Below are 20,689 nucleotides of genomic sequence, written 5' to 3' on the forward strand. Positions count from 1 at the left end.
ATGAAAGCAGCAGACTTTACAAAAAACAAGATCTTTTTAAAATGCATCCTGATATTGCTAACGCTGTTACTTGGAGGTGCACTTCTTTTGTATCAGTCAAACAAAACAAATTCGGCAGTTTCTTTTGTAGAAAAACACAAGAAAGATAATTCGGCCGAAATAAAGAAAAATATTACCAAAGGCGATTCTCTATTTGACCGGTATCAGTATGACAGTGCTTATATCTACTTTAAAAAGGCCATTGACCTTTGCGATCCTATTGATCAATATGCAGATGATTATGCTTATTCTGAATTATCTATTGCTAATTTGTATCAAAACACAAGCAACTTTACTGCCTGTGAAGAATCACTGTCAAGGCTAGTTCCTCATTTAAAAAAAACAAGTAAACCAAAATTCACCTATAATACCTATACTATCCTCGCCTATAATTATTATTTTACTTATGATTATAATAATGCTCTTCGATATCATATAAAAGCTCTAAAACTTGCTACTTCTCCCTTTAAAAGAACGGAACTGATTAGCGATATCACTACTGTACTCTCTGTACAAAATAAACATAAAGAGATCATTGAAATCCTGGAACCTTTAGCCCGAAAAAAGATCAGACATGAAACCGATTCTGTAAGAACAGATAACGTTTATGCTATGCTGTTAAATAATCTGGGATACAGTTATTATAAAACCAACAATCCCAAAGCTCTGGATTGTTTTAAAAAAAGTCTGGAGATACATCTCAGGCTAAAACGTAATTATGAAATAATAGGCACCTATGGTAACCTGGCCCTGGTTTATGCGAAAAGTGATCCTGAATTATCAAAAATGTACCTTAGAAAACAATATGAAGCCGCCAGTAAAACAAACTCTCCTACATTTAAAGCCAACACATTAGCCAGTTTAATTAAAGCATACGAAGGCAGAGAACTAAAGAAATACTCTCATATGTATGTAAAATTAATTGACAGTATACTTAGCAGCAGAAAGCAGGCAAAAAATCAGTTTACCCTAATTAAATATGAATCCAAAACAGATAAAAAGCAGAATTTACAGTTAAAAGCCGAAAAAGCGGAAAACGAACTGCTGATACAGCGGCAAAAAAACCGAAATACGATCTTATCCATTGTTATTACGTTTATACTCGTAACCCTTTTATTACTACCGCTTTTTTTATCTGTTAAAGGAAAAAAAGAAAAAAGAGCCGCTATACTGGAAAGTGAAATCAGAATTTCGAACAAACTTCAGAATGAACTGTCGCAAGGAGTATATCACACTCTTAGTTATGTCCAAAATAACGACCTGGAAAATGAAATCATTAAAACGAAATTATTAGACCGTCTGGATAAAATGTACACGCAAACCCGAACTATTTCTAAAGAAAACAGTTTTATTGTGACGAATGAAAAATATGAAAGTGCCTTAAAAGAAATGATTGCCGGTTTTAAGAATCAGAATTTAAATTTACTGGTAAGCGGTTTGGATACCATTAGCTGGAACAAAGTCAATAAGATTAAAAAAATTACAATTTATCGAATATTACAGGAGTCGTTTCAGAACCTGAACAAGTATAATAATTCAACTCTGACCATAATTTCATTTAAATCTGAACAAAAAAATATCCTCGTTACCTATAGTGATAACAGGGCACAAACTCAAAATGAAAGAATAATTATAAAAAATCATTTCCAAAATGTGGAAAACCGTATAAAAACTATTAACGGAACTATTAATTTTGACAATTATAATCCCACCGGATTTAAAGTTAATTTCAAATTTCCCTTATAATAAAAACCATATATGTTTAAAAAAGTTTTAGTTGCCGAAGACCTGGACAGTATTAGTATTGTGCTTATTCAAGTTCTTGAAGAGTTAAACATTCCTGTAATAGATCATGTAAAATATTGCGACGAAGGATTATTAAAAGTAAAAAAGGCATTACTCGAAAAAGAACCATATGATTTGCTGATCACGGACCTGTCGTTTAAAACAGATCACAGAAAACCTAAACTTACAAGTGGCGACGAACTTATTGCCGCAATTAATCAGGTACAGCCGCAGCTTAAAAAAATCGTATTTTCGATAGAAGATAAATCGTATCGTATTAAAGCTCTTTTTGATGAACTGGGAATAAATGCTTATGTAACCAAAAGCAGAAACAGTATTGAGGAACTAAAAACTGCGATAGAAAGGACTTTGAAAAATGAAGAAAAAATCCTTTCTTCTGATTTAAATTTTAATTTCAATGATAAATCGTTAATTGAAATTGAGTCGTATGATATTTCTATTTTATCCCTGCTGGCAAAAGGTTATATACTGGAAAATATTTCGAGCGAATTTAAAGCAAATTCTATTACACCTAATGGAACCAGCAGTATTGAAAAACGCATCAATAAACTGAAGATATACTTTAAAGCCAACAACAATGTTCACTTAATAGCCATAGCTAAAGACTTTGGTTTGGTTTAATTTAACATCTTTTTACGGTTTCCCGTAAGGAATTGCTTTTGTATAGGTTTATTTTTGTGTAAACCCCTAACCTATGAAACCAAAATACAAAATTGATTTAATCAAAAAAATCAATACAACCCATAACAAAATCATTATGAAAACTCTTTTCCTTTGTTTATTTCTTTCTATTAGTTTTGCCTTAGTTTCTGAAAAGACCGGATGGCTGGAAATAGACTGGAAACTAATTTTTATTCCTGCGCTTCTGGTTTTACAGATCATAATTATAGGAACGGCTTTAAAAAACAGATATAAAAAACACTAATGTATCCGGTAAGGAAACTGAAATATTTATATTTGAATTTTTAAAGCCACATGAAAATCATTATACGTTTCGTACTCTTTACCTTTATTTGTTTATCCTCCTCTGCCCAGACAAAATTTATCTCCTGGAATCTGGAGAATTTTGGGAAATCCAAATCAGATGAAACTTTGTCTTTCATTGCCAATACGGTATCCGGCTATGATATTGTAGCCATTCAGGAAGTTGTAGCAGGATATGGCGGTGCGCAGGCCGTGGCCAGACTTGCGGGATTACTGAACGAAAAAGGCGAAAAATGGGATTATACAATCAGCGATCCCACAAGCGGAAACAGTTACAAAAAAGAGCGATATGCTTTTCTTTGGAAAACCCGTAAAATAAAATTAAAAGGAAATGCCTGGCTTGAAAAAAAGTACCATCTCGAAATTGATCGCGAACCTTACTACGCTACCTTCGAAATAAACAAAAAAAACATTACATTCTCCAGTTTTCATGCCATTACCAAAAGTAAACAGCCTGAAACTGAAATAAAATACTTTAAATTTTTACCACAGGAATATCCAAAACTAAATTTGGTTTTTGCGGGAGACTTTAACTGCCCGCAATCACATACCGTTTTTAATCCGTTAAAAAAAATGGGTTATGTTCCAATGCTGGAAAAACAAAAAACAACTTTAAAACATCAATGCAAAGCCAATACTTGTCTGGCCTCTGAATTTGATAATATTTTTTATAATCCCAATACGGTAAAACATATTAATTCCGGAGCGATTTTATTTTATCAAAAATTCCGTTCAATGGAAGAAGCCCGTAAAATCTCAGACCACATTCCTGTCTGGTTTGAATTTTCTCTGAACTAAAATTAAGTTTTAAGCTTTTTCTTCTTAGCGGCAGGAAACAATACGTTATTTAATATCAAACGATATCCCGGAGAATTGGGATGTAAATCTAAAACAGTTGGCGGATCCCCTACCTGATGCTGAAAATCTTCAGGGTCATGTCCGCCAAAAAAAGTAAACATACCTTTCCCCTTTTCGCCATGAATGTATCTGGCTTCACCATTTAGTTCGCAGGTACCCATTACTAATACATTTGACTTTACCAGCGCTTCATTAAAAGAAGTCGTCTGTCCCATAAAACCTTTTACCAGCTGCGTATGATTTTGACATAACATACTCGGGATAGGATCCCATTTTGCAGAATATTCCATCAAAGTAAAATAATCTTTTTCCATAGGAATTCTTCTTTTTGTTGTCATATCAATATCAGAGAATTCGTAAACCTCCGGTCTGCGCTCCAGAATAAAATCTTTAAAGGCAAAAGAGTTGGAATAATCCAGTTTGGACTGATAATTAGATTCGCTCGGGTCTCCGTCAAACATGGTTTCGCAAATATCAACTCCGTCTGCTGCCAGTGCAATATCAAAACTATCGGTTGCCGAACACATAGCAAACATAAACCCGCCTCCAATAACAAAATCACGTATTTTTTTTGCAACAGCTCCTTTTTCCTGAGAAACTTTGGAGTATCCCAGTTTAGCAGCTAAGGTTTCAGCATCTTTTTTCTGATCAATGTACCAGGGCGTATTTTTATAGGCGGCATAAAACTTTCCGTACTGACCGGTAAAATCCTCATGGTGCAGGTGAAGCCAGTCGTATAGTAACAACTGATCGCTTAAAACTTCTTCATCGTAAATTGGGGTAAAAGGAATTTCGGCATAAGTTAAAACAAGCGTTACTGCATCGTCCCAGGGTTGTTTGCCTCTGGGTGTATAAACAGCAATTTTAGGTGCTTTTTCTAAAATAACAGATTCCATATTTTGTGACGGACTGGAAATATCGTTTAAAAGCGACGCCTCTTCAGTATCTGAAAGCACTTCAAAACTAACTCCGCGTATTTTACATTCTTTACGGATTTCTTCGGCATCCGGCAATAAAAAGGAACCTCCGCGATAATTAAGAAGCCAGCTTGCTTTATAATCTCTGCTTAAACACCAATAAGTAATTCCGTATGCTTTTAGATGATTCTGCTGCGATGTCTCGTCCATTGGAAGTAAAATAAACGATGCTTTTACATTCATTGACATCAGAAGAATACAAGCAAAAACTAAACTTTTTTTCATCAAAAAAATATTTTAGTAAAGATATAAAGTACGCTTTTAAAAACACAACAGAAATTCCGGTTTTAACGCCAAAGAAAGGTTAAATAAAAAGGAAAAAAAATCAAAATTATCGGAAATTTTCTCAAAAACAGGTAAAAACACCTAATCTATAAAGATAATTTCTGACTAAATTTGGAATCCCGAATGATAAGGATAACCTGCAAAAAAGAAAATTTTATGAATTTTAATAACAGTAACAATCAGCCTAAAGGCTTTACTATAATGCAAAAAATTGGAATTGGCGTACTTGTTTTTACAATAATTGTGTACTATGTTTTATCTATACAATTTTTAACCAGTTAAAAAACTAGAGTGTTAAAACTGCAATTTCATTCTGAATTGCATATACCACTAAACCGGCAATATTTCTTGATTCCGTTTTCAGTAATAAATTGTTTCGGTGCCCTTCTACAGTTCTTGGACTTAAAAATAAATGTTCAGCAATTTCAGAAGTCGTTTTTTGCTGGCAGATAAGCTGTAAAATTTCAATTTCACGAGGAGAAAGGAAACTGGTTTCCAGACAGCCTTTTGAATTTTTTGAAGAAACAATGGTTTCCTGAATCGTTTTTAATACATTTTCATTGTAAAAAAAACCCTTTCGGCTTACCTCGTTAATAGTTCTGATCAAATCTTTAGGAGTGGTATTTTTGATTAGATATGCTACAGCTCCCACCTGAATCATGTTGGCGATAAACGATTTTGTATCATAACTGGTCAGGGCCACAATTTTTATATCGGGAAAAGATTTTCGAATAATTTTGGTTGCTTCAACACCGTTTAAAACCGGCATCTTCAAATCCATAATAATGATATCAGGTTTTACTTCATTATCATGCAATTTGGTAATCAGCTCTTCGCCGTTTGAAGCTTCGAAAACAATTTCAATATTATCTTCTCTCTGCAATAAAAAAGCTATCCCTTTGCGAAACAAAACTTCGTCATCGACTAAAGCAATTTTAATAGCGGCATTCATTTTATTTTGTTTTTGGTCGTTTGGTATGCCGAAATTACAAAATATGAATTAATAAAAGTTAAAGGAACTCTATTTTATTGATGACAAATGTCAATTATTTAATATTTTTATCTTAAAAAGTAAAAATTACCGCAATTCCTTTGTTGATTTCAGAATCAATTTTGATGGTTCCGTTAAGAAAAGAAATTCGGCTGTCGATATTTTTCATCCCTAATCCTTTTTGATTTTCACTGTTTTTACTGTTAAAACCAATTCCGTTATCTTCATAATGACAGGTATTAACTCCGTTTATATTTTTAAAAGAAATCCATATTTCAGAAGCTTTTCCATGACGCAGGGAATTATTCATTAATTCCTGTAAAATCCTGAAAATATGAAGATGACGATCGATATCCTTATCATCAAAATCAATTTCATTTTTATAATAAGTCTTAACAGATTTACTGGTTTCAAACTCATCACATAATTCCTCTACACCTGCGTTTAGTCCAAACTTTTCAAAAACCGGAGGCAGTAAATTGTGTGCGATTTTCCTGGAATTTTCAAGAGCCTTTGCCGTTAAATTAATAATGTTATCGGTAATTTCAGTTGTTTCCTCTACAGTTAAATCAGGCGACGAGAGCAAATGGGTATTTAATGACACTATATTCAGCTTGGAACTAATATCATCATGTAAATCCTGAGCAATACGTTTGCGTTCTTCTTCCTGTGTAATAATAATGGCATGAAGCTGTTCTTTTTGGTACTGCAGTATAAGATCTTTTTTTTCCAGCTCTTTTTGTATGATTTTTTTTCTGGAGAAATAAAAAAATATGATCAGGACCACTGCTACAATTATAAAAAACAGCGATATATACAATATAATGGCAACAAGTTCTTTTTCAGGAATCGAATGGGTACTCATATAAATATTTATAATTGTGAATTAATCTGTAGAGACTGTTTTAGAAAAACTTCTGATCCATTCGTACAAAATAAAAAACTGATAGATTACAACTAAAAATGCATTTAACATCCAGGTCAGATATTTTATATCACTGCTTAGGCCTGAAGAAAGATTACCGATCAAAAACAAAACGGTACTGGCCAGAAGATAAACCACAAGACCTACGCTGACATAATAGAATTTTTTATTCTCTGTAAGCATATTGTAAAAATGAATGAGGGCAAAAACCACTATCAATAAGGAGGTTAAGGTGATTTCAAACAAATTGAACTTAAAAAACTGACTGGAATCATTCCATAATTGTATTCCTAAAACTAATAAGGCGAGTCCTAAACTCGCTTTAATAAATATTTTTTGGCTTTTTATATGCATCAATGAATTATAAAAGAGTCCAAGCATTATCATTTGTCCTATAAAAAATATATTTACCGCAAACAAATTGCTCATTCTCAGCATATACATCAATTCCATCGAAAATTGCATAACAAATGAAAATGCCAAATAACAAACAAAAAAAACATTAGCTTTTTCCTTTCGGAAAAAGCTAAATGAATAAAGTACAAGATTTATTAATAAAATAAAATAACTTGAGTAAATTAAAAAGTCATCCACTTTTTGTATACTTATTTTCTATTAATATGGCGGGCTTGGACGTACTCCGTCGTAAACCACACTGTCTGCTGCATCGGCCGATTTTGCACCTGCAGCCCCCTGACCTTGTCCGTAAACATCTACGTATTTACCTGTTTCTTTGTTATATTTTGCACCAACAAAAAATAACGTTCTTTCGTTCTGGTCATTGATTCCAACATAAGCACGAACTGCTTCTGTGCCAAGCTCTAAAACTTTTTCTAAACTTTCTCGGGGGATCAAAAAAGCTTTTACTTTGTCTTTGTCTTCAGCAAATGTGGATTCACCATCATATCTCTTTTCCCATTCCTGGGCAGTAGACAATGGAATTTGAATAGGTCCAGGGAAGCCTTCTTCATTCATAGTTTTAAAATTTAAATTTGTTAATAGAATAATTGTTTGTTTATGGTCTCGCTAAACTACCGAATTAATTTTTACTAAAGAAATATTATTTTGTGAAATTATACCGGATAAAACATAATGGCATAAAAAAATCTTTATAAGCTTTTACACTTATAAAGATTTTTGATTTTAGTCTTTTTTATTCTAATTAAAACGGAACGTCACTGTCGTCATCGTCGTCGTTAAGGTTGCTTCCAAAAGCTTCATTTGCCGAAGGCAGGTTTTTAGTAATAAACGGATTATCGTCATGATTCATTTTGGATGGAAGATCATCATAACCTCCGGTAAATTCTTCAAGGTTATCAAACTTACCTAAATGTCCTAAGAATTTTAAACGAATATTCTCTAATCCACCGTTACGGTGTTTGGCTATAATAAACTCTGCCTGACCTGCTGTCGAAGACGCTTCATCATCATCCCATTCTTCAATTTTATAATATTCCGGACGATAAATAAACGATACGATATCGGCATCCTGCTCAATCGCTCCGGATTCACGAAGATCCGAAAGTAACGGACGTTTACTTGAACCACGGGTCTCAACGGCACGCGATAACTGTGAAAGTGCAATTACCGGTACGTTTAACTCTTTTGCCAGGGCTTTTAAGTTTCGGGAAATGGTCGAAATCTCCTGCTCACGGTTTCCTCCTCCTTTACCGCTTCCTCCGGCAGTCATCAGCTGCAAGTAGTCAATAATAATCAGTTTGATTCCGTGCTGAGAAGCCAGACGACGGCATTTGGCTCGTAAATCGAAGATTGACAGCGAAGGCGTATCATCGATAAACAATGGTGCTTTTTCTAAATTTTTCACTTTAGTACTCAGCTGTTCCCATTCGTGTTTTTCGAGTTTTCCGGTTCTTAATTTTTCTGATGACAAACCTGTTTCAGACGAAATAAGCCTGGTTATCAGCTGTACCGAGGCCATCTCAAGAGAGAAAATAGCTACCCCGTGTCCAAACTGAATACTTACGTTTCTGGCCATCGAAAGTACGAAGGCCGTTTTACCCATACCCGGACGTGCTGCAATAATAATCAAATCCGAAGGCTGCCATCCTGAAGTAACTTCATCCAGTTTTTCAAAACCGGTAGCAATACCACTCAAACCTTCTTTTCCGGCAATTTCTTCAATACGTTTTTTTGCCTGCAGTACTAAACTCTGAGCTGTTTCAGAACTACGTTTGATATTTCCCTGTGTTACTTCATACAGTTTTGACTCGGCCTTATCTAACAGATCAAATACGTCTGTAGTTTCATCATACGATTCTTCGATAATTTCAGAAGAAATCCTGATCAGACTTCTCTGAATAAACTTTTGAAGAATGATACGCGAGTGAAATTCGATATGGGCAGAAGAAGCGATTTTCTGCGTAAGCTGAATCAGGTAGAAATCCCCCCCGGCCAGTTCTAACTTTCCGTTTTTCTTCAGCTGAGTTGAAACCGTCAGCAAATCGATTGGCTGTGTTTCGGTAAACAGCTGTAAAATTGCCTCAAAGATATGTTTGTGTGCATCTTTATAAAAAGCATCAGGCTGTAAAATATCAATTACATCATCGACCCCTTTTTTATCAATCATCATCGCACCAAGAACCGCCTCTTCCAGGTCAATAACCTGTGGTGGTAATTTTCCTTTTTCGAGATTAATAATGGTGGTTTTATCTACCTTTACAGGGTTTACATTTTTGAAATTTTCCATATAGCGAAAGTAACAAAATTTAAAAAAAGATTGTTATCGAGTTATAACTATTCTATTGTTTATAAATAAGCTCCGGCTGTTCATAACCAAAAAAAAATCCGAAACCGCAGGGCTTCGGATTTTCAGTCATTTTATGTGAATTTATTCTTTGTACTCGCCCATATTGCTGTATTTGTCCATTCTTTGAGCAATTAAATCGGCTGTTGATAAATCTTTTAATTCGTTGTATCCTTTAGTAATATATTCCGCTACTGTTTTAAAAGTAGTTTCACGGTCATAGTGTGCACCTCCCAGTGGTTCAGGGATTACGTCATCTACTAATTTTTGTTTCTTCATATCAGATGAAGTCAGCTTTAAAGCTTCGGCAGCACGTTCTTTGTACTCCCAGCTTTTCCATAAAATAGAAGAACAGGATTCCGGAGATATTACAGAATACCAGGTATTTTCCAGCATATAAACTCTGTCTCCAACTCCAATTCCTAAAGCTCCTCCAGAAGCACCTTCACCCACAATAATGGTAATAATAGGCACTTGTAAACGAACCATTTCAAAAATGTTTCTTGCAATAGCTTCTCCCTGTCCTCTTTCTTCAGCTTCCAGTCCAGGATAAGCACCCGGAGTATCTACTAAAGTTAAAACCGGAATTCCGAATTTCTCTGCCATTTTCATTAAACGCAGTGCTTTGCGGTACCCTTCCGGATTGGCCATACCAAAATTACGGTATTGACGGGTTTTGGTATTATATCCTTTCTGCTGGCCCACAATCATAAACGACTGACCGTTTACTTTTCCAAGACCTCCAACCATGGCTTTATCATCTTTAAAACCTCTGTCTCCATGAAGCTCTAAGAAAGTATCACCGCAAATAGCTTTGATATAGTCTAACGTATAAGGCCTGTTAGGATGTCTTGACAATTGTACACGCTGCCAGGCAGTAAGGTTTTTATAAATATCCTTCTTAGTCTGCTCTAATTTCTTGTTGATTTCTTTACAGGTTGGCGTAACATCAACATCAGATTCTTTTCCAATTATAACACACTTTTCAAGCTGTTCTTCAAGTTCTTTAATTGGAAGCTCAAAATCTAAATATTCCATGGATTTTTGAATTTTGTTTGTAAATCGAACCGCAAATATAAAAATATTATATCATTGGCGAAGTTAATTGTTATTTAAAGTATAAAAATGCAATTTAAAAATAAGGAAACTATTACAAGTTCTGTTTCTTGTTCTGATAATGCTTAAAAACACCATTAAGGATAACAGTGATAATAATTATGACAGCCCCGATGTAAAATTCAACGCTCATTTTTTCTTTTCCGCCTAATATAAAATAGGCCAGAACAATACCGTAAACCGGCTCTAAATTAGTGGTTAACATAACCGTATAAGGTGTTAACCGCTGCATTACTTTTACAGAAGCCGTAAAGGCGTAAGCGGTGCAGACTGAAGCCAACAGAAGCAGTAAAACCCAGTTATTTAAAGACATCTCAAAGAAATCTGCTGTAAATTTTCCCTGAAACAAAAAATAAATTGTGATAAAGAAAACCCCTGCGCCAAACTCATAAAAGGTAATTACCGACGGTTCATGATCTGAAATTAATTTGCCATTCATCAAAGTAAACAAAACCCCCAGAATAATGGCTGCCAGAGCATAATAAACTCCGGTAAGGTATTTAATCTCAACCTGAAGAATCAATCCCAAACCGGCAATTATAACCAGTCCGAATAAAACTTCATACCAGAGCACTTTTCTTCCATAAAACAAAGGTTCTAATAAAGAAGCAAAAAAGGCCCCTAAAGAAAATATGGAAAGTGTAATCGAAACATTGGAAACATGGATAGCCTTAAAAAAGAAAATCCAGTGCAGTGCGATTAACAATCCGACAAAAATAAGTTTGAAAAATTCTTTTACCGGCACCTTAAAAGACTGTTTCTTAAATACAATAAATGCACCCAGAAAAATCATGGCAAGCAGCATTCTGTACCAGACTAAATTTTCGGCATCAATGGTAATTAAAGCACCCAGAATGGCTGTAAAGCCCCAGATAAAAACAATTAAATGAAGATTTAAGTAACTTTTTAAATTATCGTTTCGCATTGCGTAGTAAGTAAACTGCCAAAATTCCAAAAACAATATTTGGGAACCAGACCGCTAATAAAGGTGAAAAGGTAGATTTTTCGGCAAGAGTACCGAATATTTTATCAAAAAACACAAATGAAAAGGCAATTGCGATTCCAATGGCAAGGTTCATTCCCATACCACCGCGGCGTTTCATTGAAGAAACAGCTACTGCAATAATGGTCAGGATAAAAGCAGAAACCGGAATACTGTATTTTTTATACAATACTACTAAATAGGTATTAATGTTTCCTGAACCTCTTTTTCGTTCTTTTTCAATAAAATCAATCAGCTTGCCTAAAGTGAGTGTTTCGGCTATATAAACGACAGGTGTAAAATCAGCTATTTCAAAATTAAATTTTAATTTTTTCTCGGGCGCCTTCTCGATTACATCGTTTAATTCACCTAAATTTCTTTTTACATAATCATAAAGTATATAGGTTTTGGTTTTAGGATCCCATTTTATTCTACTTGCCGCAATTTTATAAACGAGCTGTCTGCCTTTAAAATGTTCTAATGTAAAATTAAATGCTGTTTTAGATTCTTGATTAAAACTATTCACAAATATTATATCATCATCAACAGTCTGACTGAATACATTTGTATTTTCGCCCATCATGAGCTGTTTCCCATTTCCTTTCAGATAAGTATACCTAAAATTATTATACCCTTCGCTGGCTGCCGGAACTATAAAAAATCCCATCAGCAAAACAAAAATCGAAACAATTGTTGCCCCTATAATATAAGGACGAAGGAAACGGGTAAAGGAAATACCGGAACTTAGAATCGCAATAATCTCTGTATTATTAGCCAGTTTGGATGTAAACCAAATTACGGATAAAAACAGGAATATCGGAAATAAAGAATTGATGAAATAAATCGTAAAATTGTAATAATAGAATGCGATATCCATAAACGGAATCTTGTTTTCGAGCATCTTATTTACTTTTTCAGAAACATCAATCACAATTCCGATTGGCGCAAACAAAAGAAGCATCACAGAAAAAGTTCCGAGATATCGTTTTAAGATGTATTTATCTATTATTGAAAGCATATGTTTTTTTGTTTCAAGTTTTTTAGTTTCAGGTTTCAAGTTAACAGATTTCATTTTCTGAAAAAGCTGAAACTTAAAACTTTTAAACCCTTAAAGTCGCTGGCTCATATTTTTAACCATCATTTCTTTCCATGGCTTAAAATCGCCTGCTAAGATATGTTTTCTGGCTTCACGAACCAACCACATATAAAAACCAAGATTATGAATGGTCGCAATTTGTTTTCCTAAGTACTCATTGGCTGCAAACAAGTGGCGTAAATAGGCTTTTGTATAATAGGTATCAACATACGTATGCCCCATTTCATCAATTGGAGAAAAATCGGCCTCCCATTTTTTATTTTTGATATTGATGGTTCCGTTTGCTGTAAACAGCATTCCGTTTCTTGCATTACGGGTTGGCATCACGCAATCAAACATATCGATACCCAACGCAATATTTTCTAATATATTTATAGGAGTACCAACTCCCATTAAGTAACGCGGTTTATCTTCCGGAAGAATTTCACAAACCACCTCGGTCATTGCGTACATTTCTTCTGCAGGCTCTCCAACTGACAATCCGCCAATGGCATTTCCCTGCTGACCGGAATTAGCAATATACTCCGCTGACTGGCGGCGTAAATCTTTATAAGTACTTCCCTGAACAATTGGAAAAAACGTTTGTTCGTAACCGTATTTATAGGGTACTTTTTCTAAATGGTTAATACAACGATCTAACCAGCGGTGTGTCATATGCATAGAACGCTGTGCATATCGGTAATCGCAGGGATAAGGCGTACATTCATCAAAGGCCATAATAATATCGGCACCAATGGTACGCTGGATTTCCATTACATTTTCGGGAGTAAAAAAATGATACGAACCGTCAATATGCGATTTAAACTTTACGCCTTCTTCTTTGATTTTTCGGTTTGACGAAAGCGAATATACCTGATACCCGCCGGAGTCTGTTAAAATATTACGATCCCAGTTCATGAATTTATGCAGTCCGCCTGCTTTTTCAAGAATTTCGGTCTGAGGTCGTAAATATAAATGGTACGTATTTCCAAGAATAATATCCGGATTAATATCGTCTTTTAGCTCACGCTGGTGCACTCCTTTTACAGAACCAACCGTACCTACGGGCATAAAAATAGGCGTTTCGATTACGCCGTGATCTGTAGTAATACTGCCCGCTCTTGCTTTAGACTGCGGATCTTTTTGTAATAAATCGAACTTCATTTGTTTCTTTTTTCTCCCGATCGTTCGGGACGGCAAAGATAAATCAATTTGAGTAAAATTTGAGTAGAAAATTTGCCAATTAGATCATAATGAAAATGAAAGTAAAAATTAAAACTGAAAATCACCATTTATGGTGACGTATCGTTCTTAAGTTTCCTGTAATTTTAAAACATTATAACACAACTGCGAAATGAAATTTTATCTCTCCGCTTTTCTAGATTCTTTCATTTTTTCTTACTGCTCATTCACAAAACACCAAAATGACTACCACTATCGAAGAAATAAAATCCAAAGGAAAGAAAAATGCCATTCTGCAGGCAGTTACTTTACTGAAACAAAAACAGCCTTCCATTTGTGTTTCTGATACCGACTTCGATATAAAAGTTTTGACCAATTCAAAAGAAATCATTGTTCTTTTCAGAAGACGTATCCGGTTCATTCCCTTAAAGAGCGGACAGGAAAGTCTAATAAAATATGACATAATAGTAGATCTTATTCAAAATACTATTTCGCCTTTTGATGATCTGACAGAAAGTATTTTTTATGTCCCTTCTGAGTCCGACAGGAAAGCGGTACGTTTTGTACAAAAAAACTTTGGTCCTTTTAGTTCTGATTTTGAGATCACCATTACTGAAGAAGAACAATTCTATTCTGTCTTTTTAGAAAACCAGCATGCCTACGGAATCTACAAAATCAATAAAGTAACCGGTAAACCGGAATCTTCATTAGAAGGATCTTATCTGCCGCAGCCGCAGACAGATATTCCTCTGAATGATCCATTGACAGAACTCCTTCATTAAATGCAAAAACTGCAGCAATCGCATTATCAAAATATAACTCCGGCAGCTTATTTATTTCTTAATTTTAATAGTGCAATAAAAATGACATTAACCGTCAGATTAAAATTTAGAAATAATGATACATTCAGAAGATAAAAATACCGCTAAAGAAGATCAGATTGAAAAAAATCTTGAAAACTTACAATATCCTGCCAGTGAGGACATTTACAATCAGGACGATAAATTAGAGGATATAGATCCCGAAAATATTTCTACGGAAAGAAGCATAAACCATACTAATCGTGAGCAGAAACCCAAACCTGACACATTAGGGAACAATCTGGATGTACCGGGATCAGAATTAGATGACGAACAGGAAGAAATTGGCTCCGAAGACGAAGAAAACAATTACTACAGTGAAGGCGACAACGACTAGATCATTCAAATTCAAAACATTCAATTCAACAAAAAGCCTTTTACGGGCTTTTTTCTTTTATATATTTCGCTTTAAAACCCTCAATTGACCCGTCTCATTCAGGAAATCTAAAACAATTTGGTATTTTTTTTAAGATTAATAAAAAAAGGAATACAATTTAACAATTACGGCAAACTAAAGCAGAAAATCATTTGTCAGCCCACAAAATAAAAAGTATTTTTGCTCCAGTTTAAATTTTATATAGAAAATGAAGCCTAACACACAACAATTAAGCGATTTAACTATCCAAGTAAGAAGAGATATTCTTAGAATGGTACATGCTGTCAACTCTGGTCATCCAGGTGGATCATTAGGTTGTACTGAATTTTTGGTAACCTTATACCAAAACATTATGGAACGTAAAGAAGGTTTTGATATGGACGGAATCGGAGAAGATCTTTTCTTCCTTTCAAATGGTCACATTTCACCTGTATTTTATAGTGTTTTAGCCCGAAGCGGTTATTTCCCGGTTTCAGAACTGGCTACTTTCAGACTATTAAATTCTCGTTTACAAGGACACCCTACCACTCACGAAGGTTTGCCAGGAGTACGTATAGCTTCGGGATCTTTAGGACAGGGGTTATCTGTTGCTCTTGGTGCTGCACAGGCAAAAAAATTAAATAACGACAATCATTTAATTTATACTCTACACGGAGACGGAGAATTACAGGAAGGTCAGAACTGGGAAGCTATCATGTATGCTTCTGCTAAAAAAGTAGACAACCTTATTGCCACTATCGACGTAAACGGGAAACAGATTGACGGAACTACTGATGAAGTGCTTGCGATGGGAAGCCTTCGTGCTAAATTTGAAGCTTTTGACTGGGATGTTCTTGAAATTAAAGAAGGAAACAGCCTTGATGCTATCATTGCCGGTTTAAACGAAGCCAAATCTAAAACCGGAAAAGGAAAACCAGTTTGTATTTTGCTATACACTGAAATGGGTAACGGAGTTGACTTTATGATGCATACTCACGCATGGCACGGAAAAGCCCCTAACAATGACCAGTTAGCAAATGCATTAGCTCAAAACATCTCAACTTTAGCAGATTATTAAAAAAATGTTCCGTCTCAGAAGACTGTTTTCAGTTTAGAAAACCAGATCTGCCGGAGACCTGACATCTCAAAAGAAAAACAATGAAAAAATACGAAAATACAGGAAGCAAAGATACTCGTTCCGGTTTTGGAGCGGGAATGACTGAACTAGGTCAGAAAAACGAAAATGTAGTAGCCTTATGTGCCGATTTAATTGGATCATTAAAATTTGATGATTTCAAAAAAAATCACCCTGAGCGTTTTTTCCAGATTGGAATTGCTGAGGCAAACATGATTGGTATTGCTGCTGGTTTAACTATTGGAGGGAAAATTCCGTTTACAGGAACTTTCGCCAACTTCTCTACAGGAAGAGTTTACGACCAGATTCGTCAGTCTGTTGCTTACTCTGACAAAAATGTAAAAATCTGCGCTTCTCACGCTGGTTTAACACTGGGAGAAGACGGAGCAACACACCAGATTTTAGAAGATATCGGATTAATGAAGATGTTACCTGGAATGACGGTAATCAACACTTGCGATTACAACCAGACCAAAGCGGCTACTATTGCATTAGCAGATCACCACGGACCGGCTTATTTACGTTTCGGACGTCCGGTTGTTCCTAACTTTACTCCTGCAGACGAACCGTTTGTAATTGGAAAAGCCATCTTATTAAATGAAGGAACTGATGTTACTATTATCGCAACAGGACATTTAGTATGGGAAGCCCTTATTGCTGCCGAAACTTTAGAAGCCAAAGGAATTTCTGCCGAAGTAATCAATATTCATACTATTAAGCCACTTGACGAAGAAGCAATTCTTAAATCAATTGCCAAAACAAAATGTGTGGTAACTGCAGAAGAGCACAATTTCCTTGGAGGTCTTGGAGAAAGCGTTTCAAGAGTACTGGCTTTAAACCATCCTGCACCACAAGAGTTTGTTGCTGTAAAAGACAGCTTTGGTGAATCAGGAACTCCAGAACAATTAATGGAGAAATACCAGCTAAACAATCAGGCTATTGTGGCTGCTGCCGAAAAAGTAATCAAAAGAAAATAATCAACTTTTTTTTCAAGCATAAAAAAACCTCGAATTACTTCGAGGTTTTTTTTTATATCTGAACAAAACTTATCTTATAGTTTTTGATAAGGATAGGTTTTATCTAAATGAATTCTTTTTCTTCCTGCCGCTGTATAATCCTCTTCCAAAAATGATCTTGGATTATTAATCGACTCTTGCTCCTTATCATTTTTAAGAGGTCCTGTCGGTCTTCTTGGAATCCCTCTTGGTTCGGTTTCATCTGTATTTGGCGTATCAGGATTGTCTAAAGTAGCTTCCCATGGATAATACAATCTGGCTCCTAAATTAACTCCATTTACCCATCCAATCTGATCTGCTGGCTTTGTAATTTCGTAATAGGTAGCAAAACCATCACCATCATCATCACTATCAAGAAAATCAGGAATTCCATCCCCGTCAGTATCGTCCGGATTTACAGGACTGTTTGGATACAAGGTTGTGTTTCTGTAATCACGTACATAACCATCTCCATTTAAATCTTCATACATATCCAAAATACCATCACCGGTAACCACAGCAGATCCGCTCACTATACCATACTCATGGTCCAGTCTTCTTACATCATATAGTTTAATACTAAAAATAAGCGGTGCATAAGACGGTATGACTCCCTGACCACCTGCATAATATCCTAATCCGGAAGGGACAAATAATACCCCGGCTCCAAAATTTTCATATTTCACACTTCCATCTCCCTGAGGTGTAGAGGTTCCGCTTTTAAACTGAGGATAAATTTCACTCCATCCAAAAATGGTATTATACAAATCTATAGTCGTCTGAGGAAACTTAACTTCTTCAAAAAAAGTGGTTTTTAAATAGGCCGCTTCTGTATCTGTTTTCTCTACTTTTGTCAGATACTCTCCTTTATAACTTGTTAAAACACCATCTGTATTCATAGGAGAAACTCCTGTTCCTTCTCTTAGAACCAGATAATACATTTTGTAAACAATCCCGTGCAGGTCAATATCTCTTCTTATAAGCTTTGGAAATGACGCACTATTTAAATACGACATAATAGAAGGCTGTGCTGCAGCATCTGTAATTTTGGTAAATGTAACATCCTGATCAGTCTGCTCACCCGGCTTATCTACAACTGTTAAATAGTAACTATTTAAATATTCTTCAATAAGAGCATTATCAGCATTGTATTGCTCCTGATAATCACGCAAAGGAACTGTCTCAGTATCATCATCACTTTTACTACAAGACACTATAGCAAGACCTGCAAGCAATAAAACAAAATAATATTTAAATTTATTCATTATTGTTAATTTTTTAGGTGCGCAAGATACAATATTGATTTATTTTTGTAAAGAATTTAACTTGGATTTTAGAAAAATTATGAGAATAGATAAATACTTATGGTGCGTGCGTTATTACAAGACACGAAACATGGTAACTGAAGCCTGCAAAAAAAACCAGGTTACTGTAAATGGGCAGATTGCAAAACCATCCAAAGAGGTTTATCCTACTGACCGTATTACCTTTAGAAAAGATCAGATTACACAAATTATAACGGTACTCGATATTCCACAAAACCGTGTTGGAGCCAAGCTGGTTGATATTTACAGAAAAGACGAAACACCGCCTGAAGCTTTTGAACATCTGGAAATGCTGAAACTTTCAAAAGAACACTATCGAAGAAGCGGAACAGGAAGACCGACTAAAAAGGACAGAAGGGATATTGACGATTACGGCAGTGACTTTATTGACGATGAAGAAGAAGAGGATATTTAATTTTTAAATTTCAAATTCCAAATTCCAAATTCCAAACTCCAAATTCCAAATCTCAAATTCCTGTATTGATAACTCTATATAATACTTCATTTTCAAATGCCGGGGTTAACCCGCTTAAAACTGAAAAACTAAAAAAACTAAAAAACGGTAACCTCAACATTAAATCAAAATTTTGATACACCTTATATTTAGGTAAAAATATTTCGTTCGTACAGCTATTTCTTTTATTGAATTTTGGAATTTGGAATTTGGAATTTGAGATTTAAAATTCTAACTATTGGTATTTAAAATTTGTATTTTAGCAAAAAAATAAATCATGAGCAAAAACATCATCTTAACGAATCAGGAAATAGAACACAAAATAAAACGTATCGCTTATCAAATATACGAGACATTTGTTGATGAAGAAGAAGTTGTAATTGCCGGAATCGCTTCTAACGGTTCTGTTTTTGCCCAAAAAATTGCTTCGGTGCTTCGTGAGATTTCTACCCTAAAGGTTTCTCTTTGCGAAGTAACAGTAGACAAACAAAATCCTCAGCTGCCAATTCAGACTTCATTAACAGCTTCTGAATATGCCAACAAAGGACTTGTTTTGGTCGATGACGTATTAAATTCGGGGACCACCTTAATTTATGCCGTTCGTCATTTTCTGGATGTTCCGCTAAAAAAATTCAAAACGGCTGTATTAGTAGACCGAAATCATAAAAAATACCCTGTAAAAGCAGATTTTAAAGGCATTTCTTTATCTACTTCATTACTGGAACACGTTCAGGTTATTTTTGACGAAAATGGGGACAGCTATGCTTTTTTAAGCTAGGATCCCCAAAATATCCTGAACCGTTTCGTCGACAGTCTTATTGTCGACTATTACTTTATGCCGGGCGTGGTTGTAATAAAAACTTCTGTCGAACAAATGCTTTGCGATAAATTCCTTCATTTCCTCTTCGTCCATATTAGCAATTAAAGGACGTTTACTTTTATTATGCACCAGCCTGCCGTATAAAGTCTCTATAGAAGCTTTTAAATATACAGAAGTAATATCTTCTCTTTGCAGCAATAAATGATTATTGGCATAACAGGGAGTTCCTCCTCCTAAACCTATAATAGTATCTTCCGACGACTGTAATAATTCGAGAAACATTTCGTGTTCTAATTTTCGAAAATAGATCTCTCCGTGCTGTTCGAAAATCTCTTTAACAGATAAATTTGCTTTTTTTTCAATATAAACGTCCAAATCGAGAAAAGGAACATTTGTAATTTTTGACAGATTTTGGGCAATTGTCGACTTTCCGCATCCCATATAACCAAGTAACACTATTTTTTTCATATTAATAAAACCTTATAAACTAAGACGTTGTAAATTTTTCTAAAAAAAAGACAAATTTATAATAAAAATGCTTGGAAACTTCGAAAAAAACTCCTTATATTTGCACCCGCATTCAAGAAACGAATATGACTCGATAGCTCAGTCGGTAGAGCACATCACTTTTAATGATGGGGTCCTGGGTTCGAGCCCCAGTCGGGTCACAAAAATTGTGATTAACAAAATAAGTTTCTTGAAAGCAATGACTCGATAGCTCAGTCGGTAGAGCACATCACTTTTAATGATGGGGTCCTGGG

General features: G+C 35.0%; 22 protein-coding genes and 1 tRNA gene. 11 read left to right on the plus strand and 12 right to left on the minus strand.

Annotated elements, in window-relative coordinates; all coding sequences use genetic code 11:
* The 4 genes from ACODST_RS26115 (at window position 1) to ACODST_RS26130 (ending at window position 3,627) form a co-directional block, all read left to right on the plus strand.
* A complete protein-coding gene (locus ACODST_RS26115) occupies window positions 1–1,785 on the plus strand; it encodes an ATP-binding protein (protein WP_488935032.1) in 1,785 nt (594 codons plus the stop codon).
* A gap of 12 nt (window positions 1,786–1,797) precedes the next feature.
* Window positions 1,798–2,466 carry a response regulator gene (locus ACODST_RS26120; protein ID WP_488935033.1) on the plus strand — a complete coding sequence of 223 codons (669 nt, stop codon included), beginning with the start codon at window positions 1,798–1,800 and terminating at the stop codon, window positions 2,464–2,466.
* Between the two features lie 73 nt (window positions 2,467–2,539).
* Complete coding sequence (locus tag ACODST_RS26125) at window positions 2,540–2,770, plus strand: hypothetical protein (RefSeq protein WP_488935034.1); 231 nt, start codon at window positions 2,540–2,542, stop codon at window positions 2,768–2,770.
* Window positions 2,771–2,820: 50 nt separating this feature from the next.
* Window positions 2,821–3,627 carry an endonuclease/exonuclease/phosphatase family protein gene (locus ACODST_RS26130; protein ID WP_488935035.1) on the plus strand — a complete coding sequence of 269 codons (807 nt, stop codon included), beginning with the start codon at window positions 2,821–2,823 and terminating at the stop codon, window positions 3,625–3,627.
* A 2-nt stretch (window positions 3,628–3,629) separates the two neighbouring features.
* On the opposite strand, the gene ACODST_RS26135 is transcribed toward ACODST_RS26130, so the two are convergent.
* The 10 genes from ACODST_RS26135 to tgt form a co-directional block, all read right to left on the minus strand.
* Window positions 3,630–4,889, minus strand: coding sequence for an asparagine synthetase B (locus ACODST_RS26135; protein ID WP_488935036.1), 1,260 nt, complete (start codon window positions 4,887–4,889; stop codon window positions 3,630–3,632).
* Between the two features lie 346 nt (window positions 4,890–5,235).
* A complete protein-coding gene (locus ACODST_RS26140; RefSeq protein ID WP_488935037.1) occupies window positions 5,236–5,901 on the minus strand; it encodes a response regulator in 666 nt (221 codons plus the stop codon).
* A gap of 112 nt (window positions 5,902–6,013) precedes the next feature.
* Window positions 6,014–6,805 carry a sensor histidine kinase gene (locus ACODST_RS26145; protein WP_488935038.1) on the minus strand — a complete coding sequence of 264 codons (792 nt, stop codon included), beginning with the start codon at window positions 6,803–6,805 and terminating at the stop codon, window positions 6,014–6,016.
* A gap of 21 nt (window positions 6,806–6,826) precedes the next feature.
* Entirely contained in the window at window positions 6,827–7,219 is a 393-nt protein-coding gene (locus ACODST_RS26150; protein ID WP_488935039.1) for a hypothetical protein, read from the minus strand.
* Window positions 7,220–7,480: 261 nt separating this feature from the next.
* Window positions 7,481–7,840, minus strand: a complete 360-nt coding sequence (locus ACODST_RS26155) for a hypothetical protein (RefSeq protein WP_488935040.1) — start codon at window positions 7,838–7,840, stop codon at window positions 7,481–7,483.
* Window positions 7,841–8,027: 187 nt separating this feature from the next.
* Window positions 8,028–9,572 (minus strand): replicative DNA helicase, encoded by a 1,545-nt coding sequence (dnaB, locus tag ACODST_RS26160; protein ID WP_488935041.1) that lies wholly within the window; start codon window positions 9,570–9,572, stop codon window positions 8,028–8,030.
* A 141-nt stretch (window positions 9,573–9,713) separates the two neighbouring features.
* A complete protein-coding gene (locus ACODST_RS26165) occupies window positions 9,714–10,667 on the minus strand; it encodes an acetyl-CoA carboxylase carboxyltransferase subunit alpha (RefSeq protein ID WP_488935042.1) in 954 nt (317 codons plus the stop codon).
* Window positions 10,668–10,779: 112 nt separating this feature from the next.
* The gene (locus ACODST_RS26170) at window positions 10,780–11,670 is read right to left on the minus strand and encodes a DMT family transporter (RefSeq protein ID WP_488935043.1); all 891 of its coding nucleotides are present in this window, start codon (window positions 11,668–11,670) and stop codon (window positions 10,780–10,782) included.
* The gene (locus ACODST_RS26175) at window positions 11,657–12,745 is read right to left on the minus strand and encodes an LptF/LptG family permease (RefSeq protein WP_488935044.1); all 1,089 of its coding nucleotides are present in this window, start codon (window positions 12,743–12,745) and stop codon (window positions 11,657–11,659) included. Before ACODST_RS26175 ends, ACODST_RS26170 begins: the two co-directional genes overlap by 14 nt.
* Window positions 12,746–12,835: 90 nt before the next feature.
* Window positions 12,836–13,966: a tRNA guanosine(34) transglycosylase Tgt gene (gene tgt / locus ACODST_RS26180; RefSeq protein ID WP_488935045.1), complete on the minus strand. Its 1,131-nt coding sequence runs from the start codon at window positions 13,964–13,966 to the stop codon at window positions 12,836–12,838.
* A gap of 260 nt (window positions 13,967–14,226) precedes the next feature.
* Between tgt and ACODST_RS26185 the strand changes: the two genes are divergently transcribed.
* From ACODST_RS26185 to ACODST_RS26200, 4 genes are all read left to right on the plus strand, one after another.
* Complete coding sequence (locus tag ACODST_RS26185) at window positions 14,227–14,766, plus strand: hypothetical protein (RefSeq protein WP_488935046.1); 540 nt, start codon at window positions 14,227–14,229, stop codon at window positions 14,764–14,766.
* 115 nt (window positions 14,767–14,881) lie between these two features.
* Window positions 14,882–15,181 (plus strand): hypothetical protein, encoded by a 300-nt coding sequence (locus ACODST_RS26190; protein ID WP_488935047.1) that lies wholly within the window; start codon window positions 14,882–14,884, stop codon window positions 15,179–15,181.
* A gap of 247 nt (window positions 15,182–15,428) precedes the next feature.
* Entirely contained in the window at window positions 15,429–16,277 is an 849-nt protein-coding gene (locus tag ACODST_RS26195) for a transketolase (RefSeq protein ID WP_488935048.1), read from the plus strand.
* A gap of 80 nt (window positions 16,278–16,357) precedes the next feature.
* Entirely contained in the window at window positions 16,358–17,311 is a 954-nt protein-coding gene (locus ACODST_RS26200) for a transketolase family protein (protein ID WP_488935049.1), read from the plus strand.
* A gap of 74 nt (window positions 17,312–17,385) precedes the next feature.
* On the opposite strand, the gene bamM is transcribed toward ACODST_RS26200, so the two are convergent.
* Window positions 17,386–18,594, minus strand: a complete 1,209-nt coding sequence (gene bamM, locus ACODST_RS26205; protein WP_488935050.1) for a BamM family beta-barrel-assembly machinery protein — start codon at window positions 18,592–18,594, stop codon at window positions 17,386–17,388.
* A gap of 79 nt (window positions 18,595–18,673) precedes the next feature.
* On the opposite strand from bamM, the gene ACODST_RS26210 reads away from it, so the two are divergent.
* Window positions 18,674–19,069, plus strand: coding sequence for an RNA-binding S4 domain-containing protein (locus ACODST_RS26210; RefSeq protein WP_488935051.1), 396 nt, complete (start codon window positions 18,674–18,676; stop codon window positions 19,067–19,069).
* 316 nt (window positions 19,070–19,385) lie between these two features.
* On the plus strand, window positions 19,386–19,886 hold the full coding sequence (locus tag ACODST_RS26215; protein WP_488935052.1) for a phosphoribosyltransferase domain-containing protein: 501 nt from the start codon (window positions 19,386–19,388) through the stop codon (window positions 19,884–19,886).
* Here the strand turns inward: ACODST_RS26215 and ACODST_RS26220 are convergent.
* On the minus strand, window positions 19,878–20,396 hold the full coding sequence (locus ACODST_RS26220; RefSeq protein WP_488935053.1) for a shikimate kinase: 519 nt from the start codon (window positions 20,394–20,396) through the stop codon (window positions 19,878–19,880). The genes ACODST_RS26215 and ACODST_RS26220 overlap by 9 nt on opposite strands.
* Window positions 20,397–20,523: 127 nt before the next feature.
* Here ACODST_RS26220 and ACODST_RS26225 point away from each other — a divergent pair.
* Window positions 20,524–20,596, plus strand: a tRNA-Lys gene (locus tag ACODST_RS26225).
* Window positions 20,597–20,689 lie beyond the last annotated feature (93 nt).

The organism is Flavobacterium sp. FG19 (assembly GCF_057809475.1).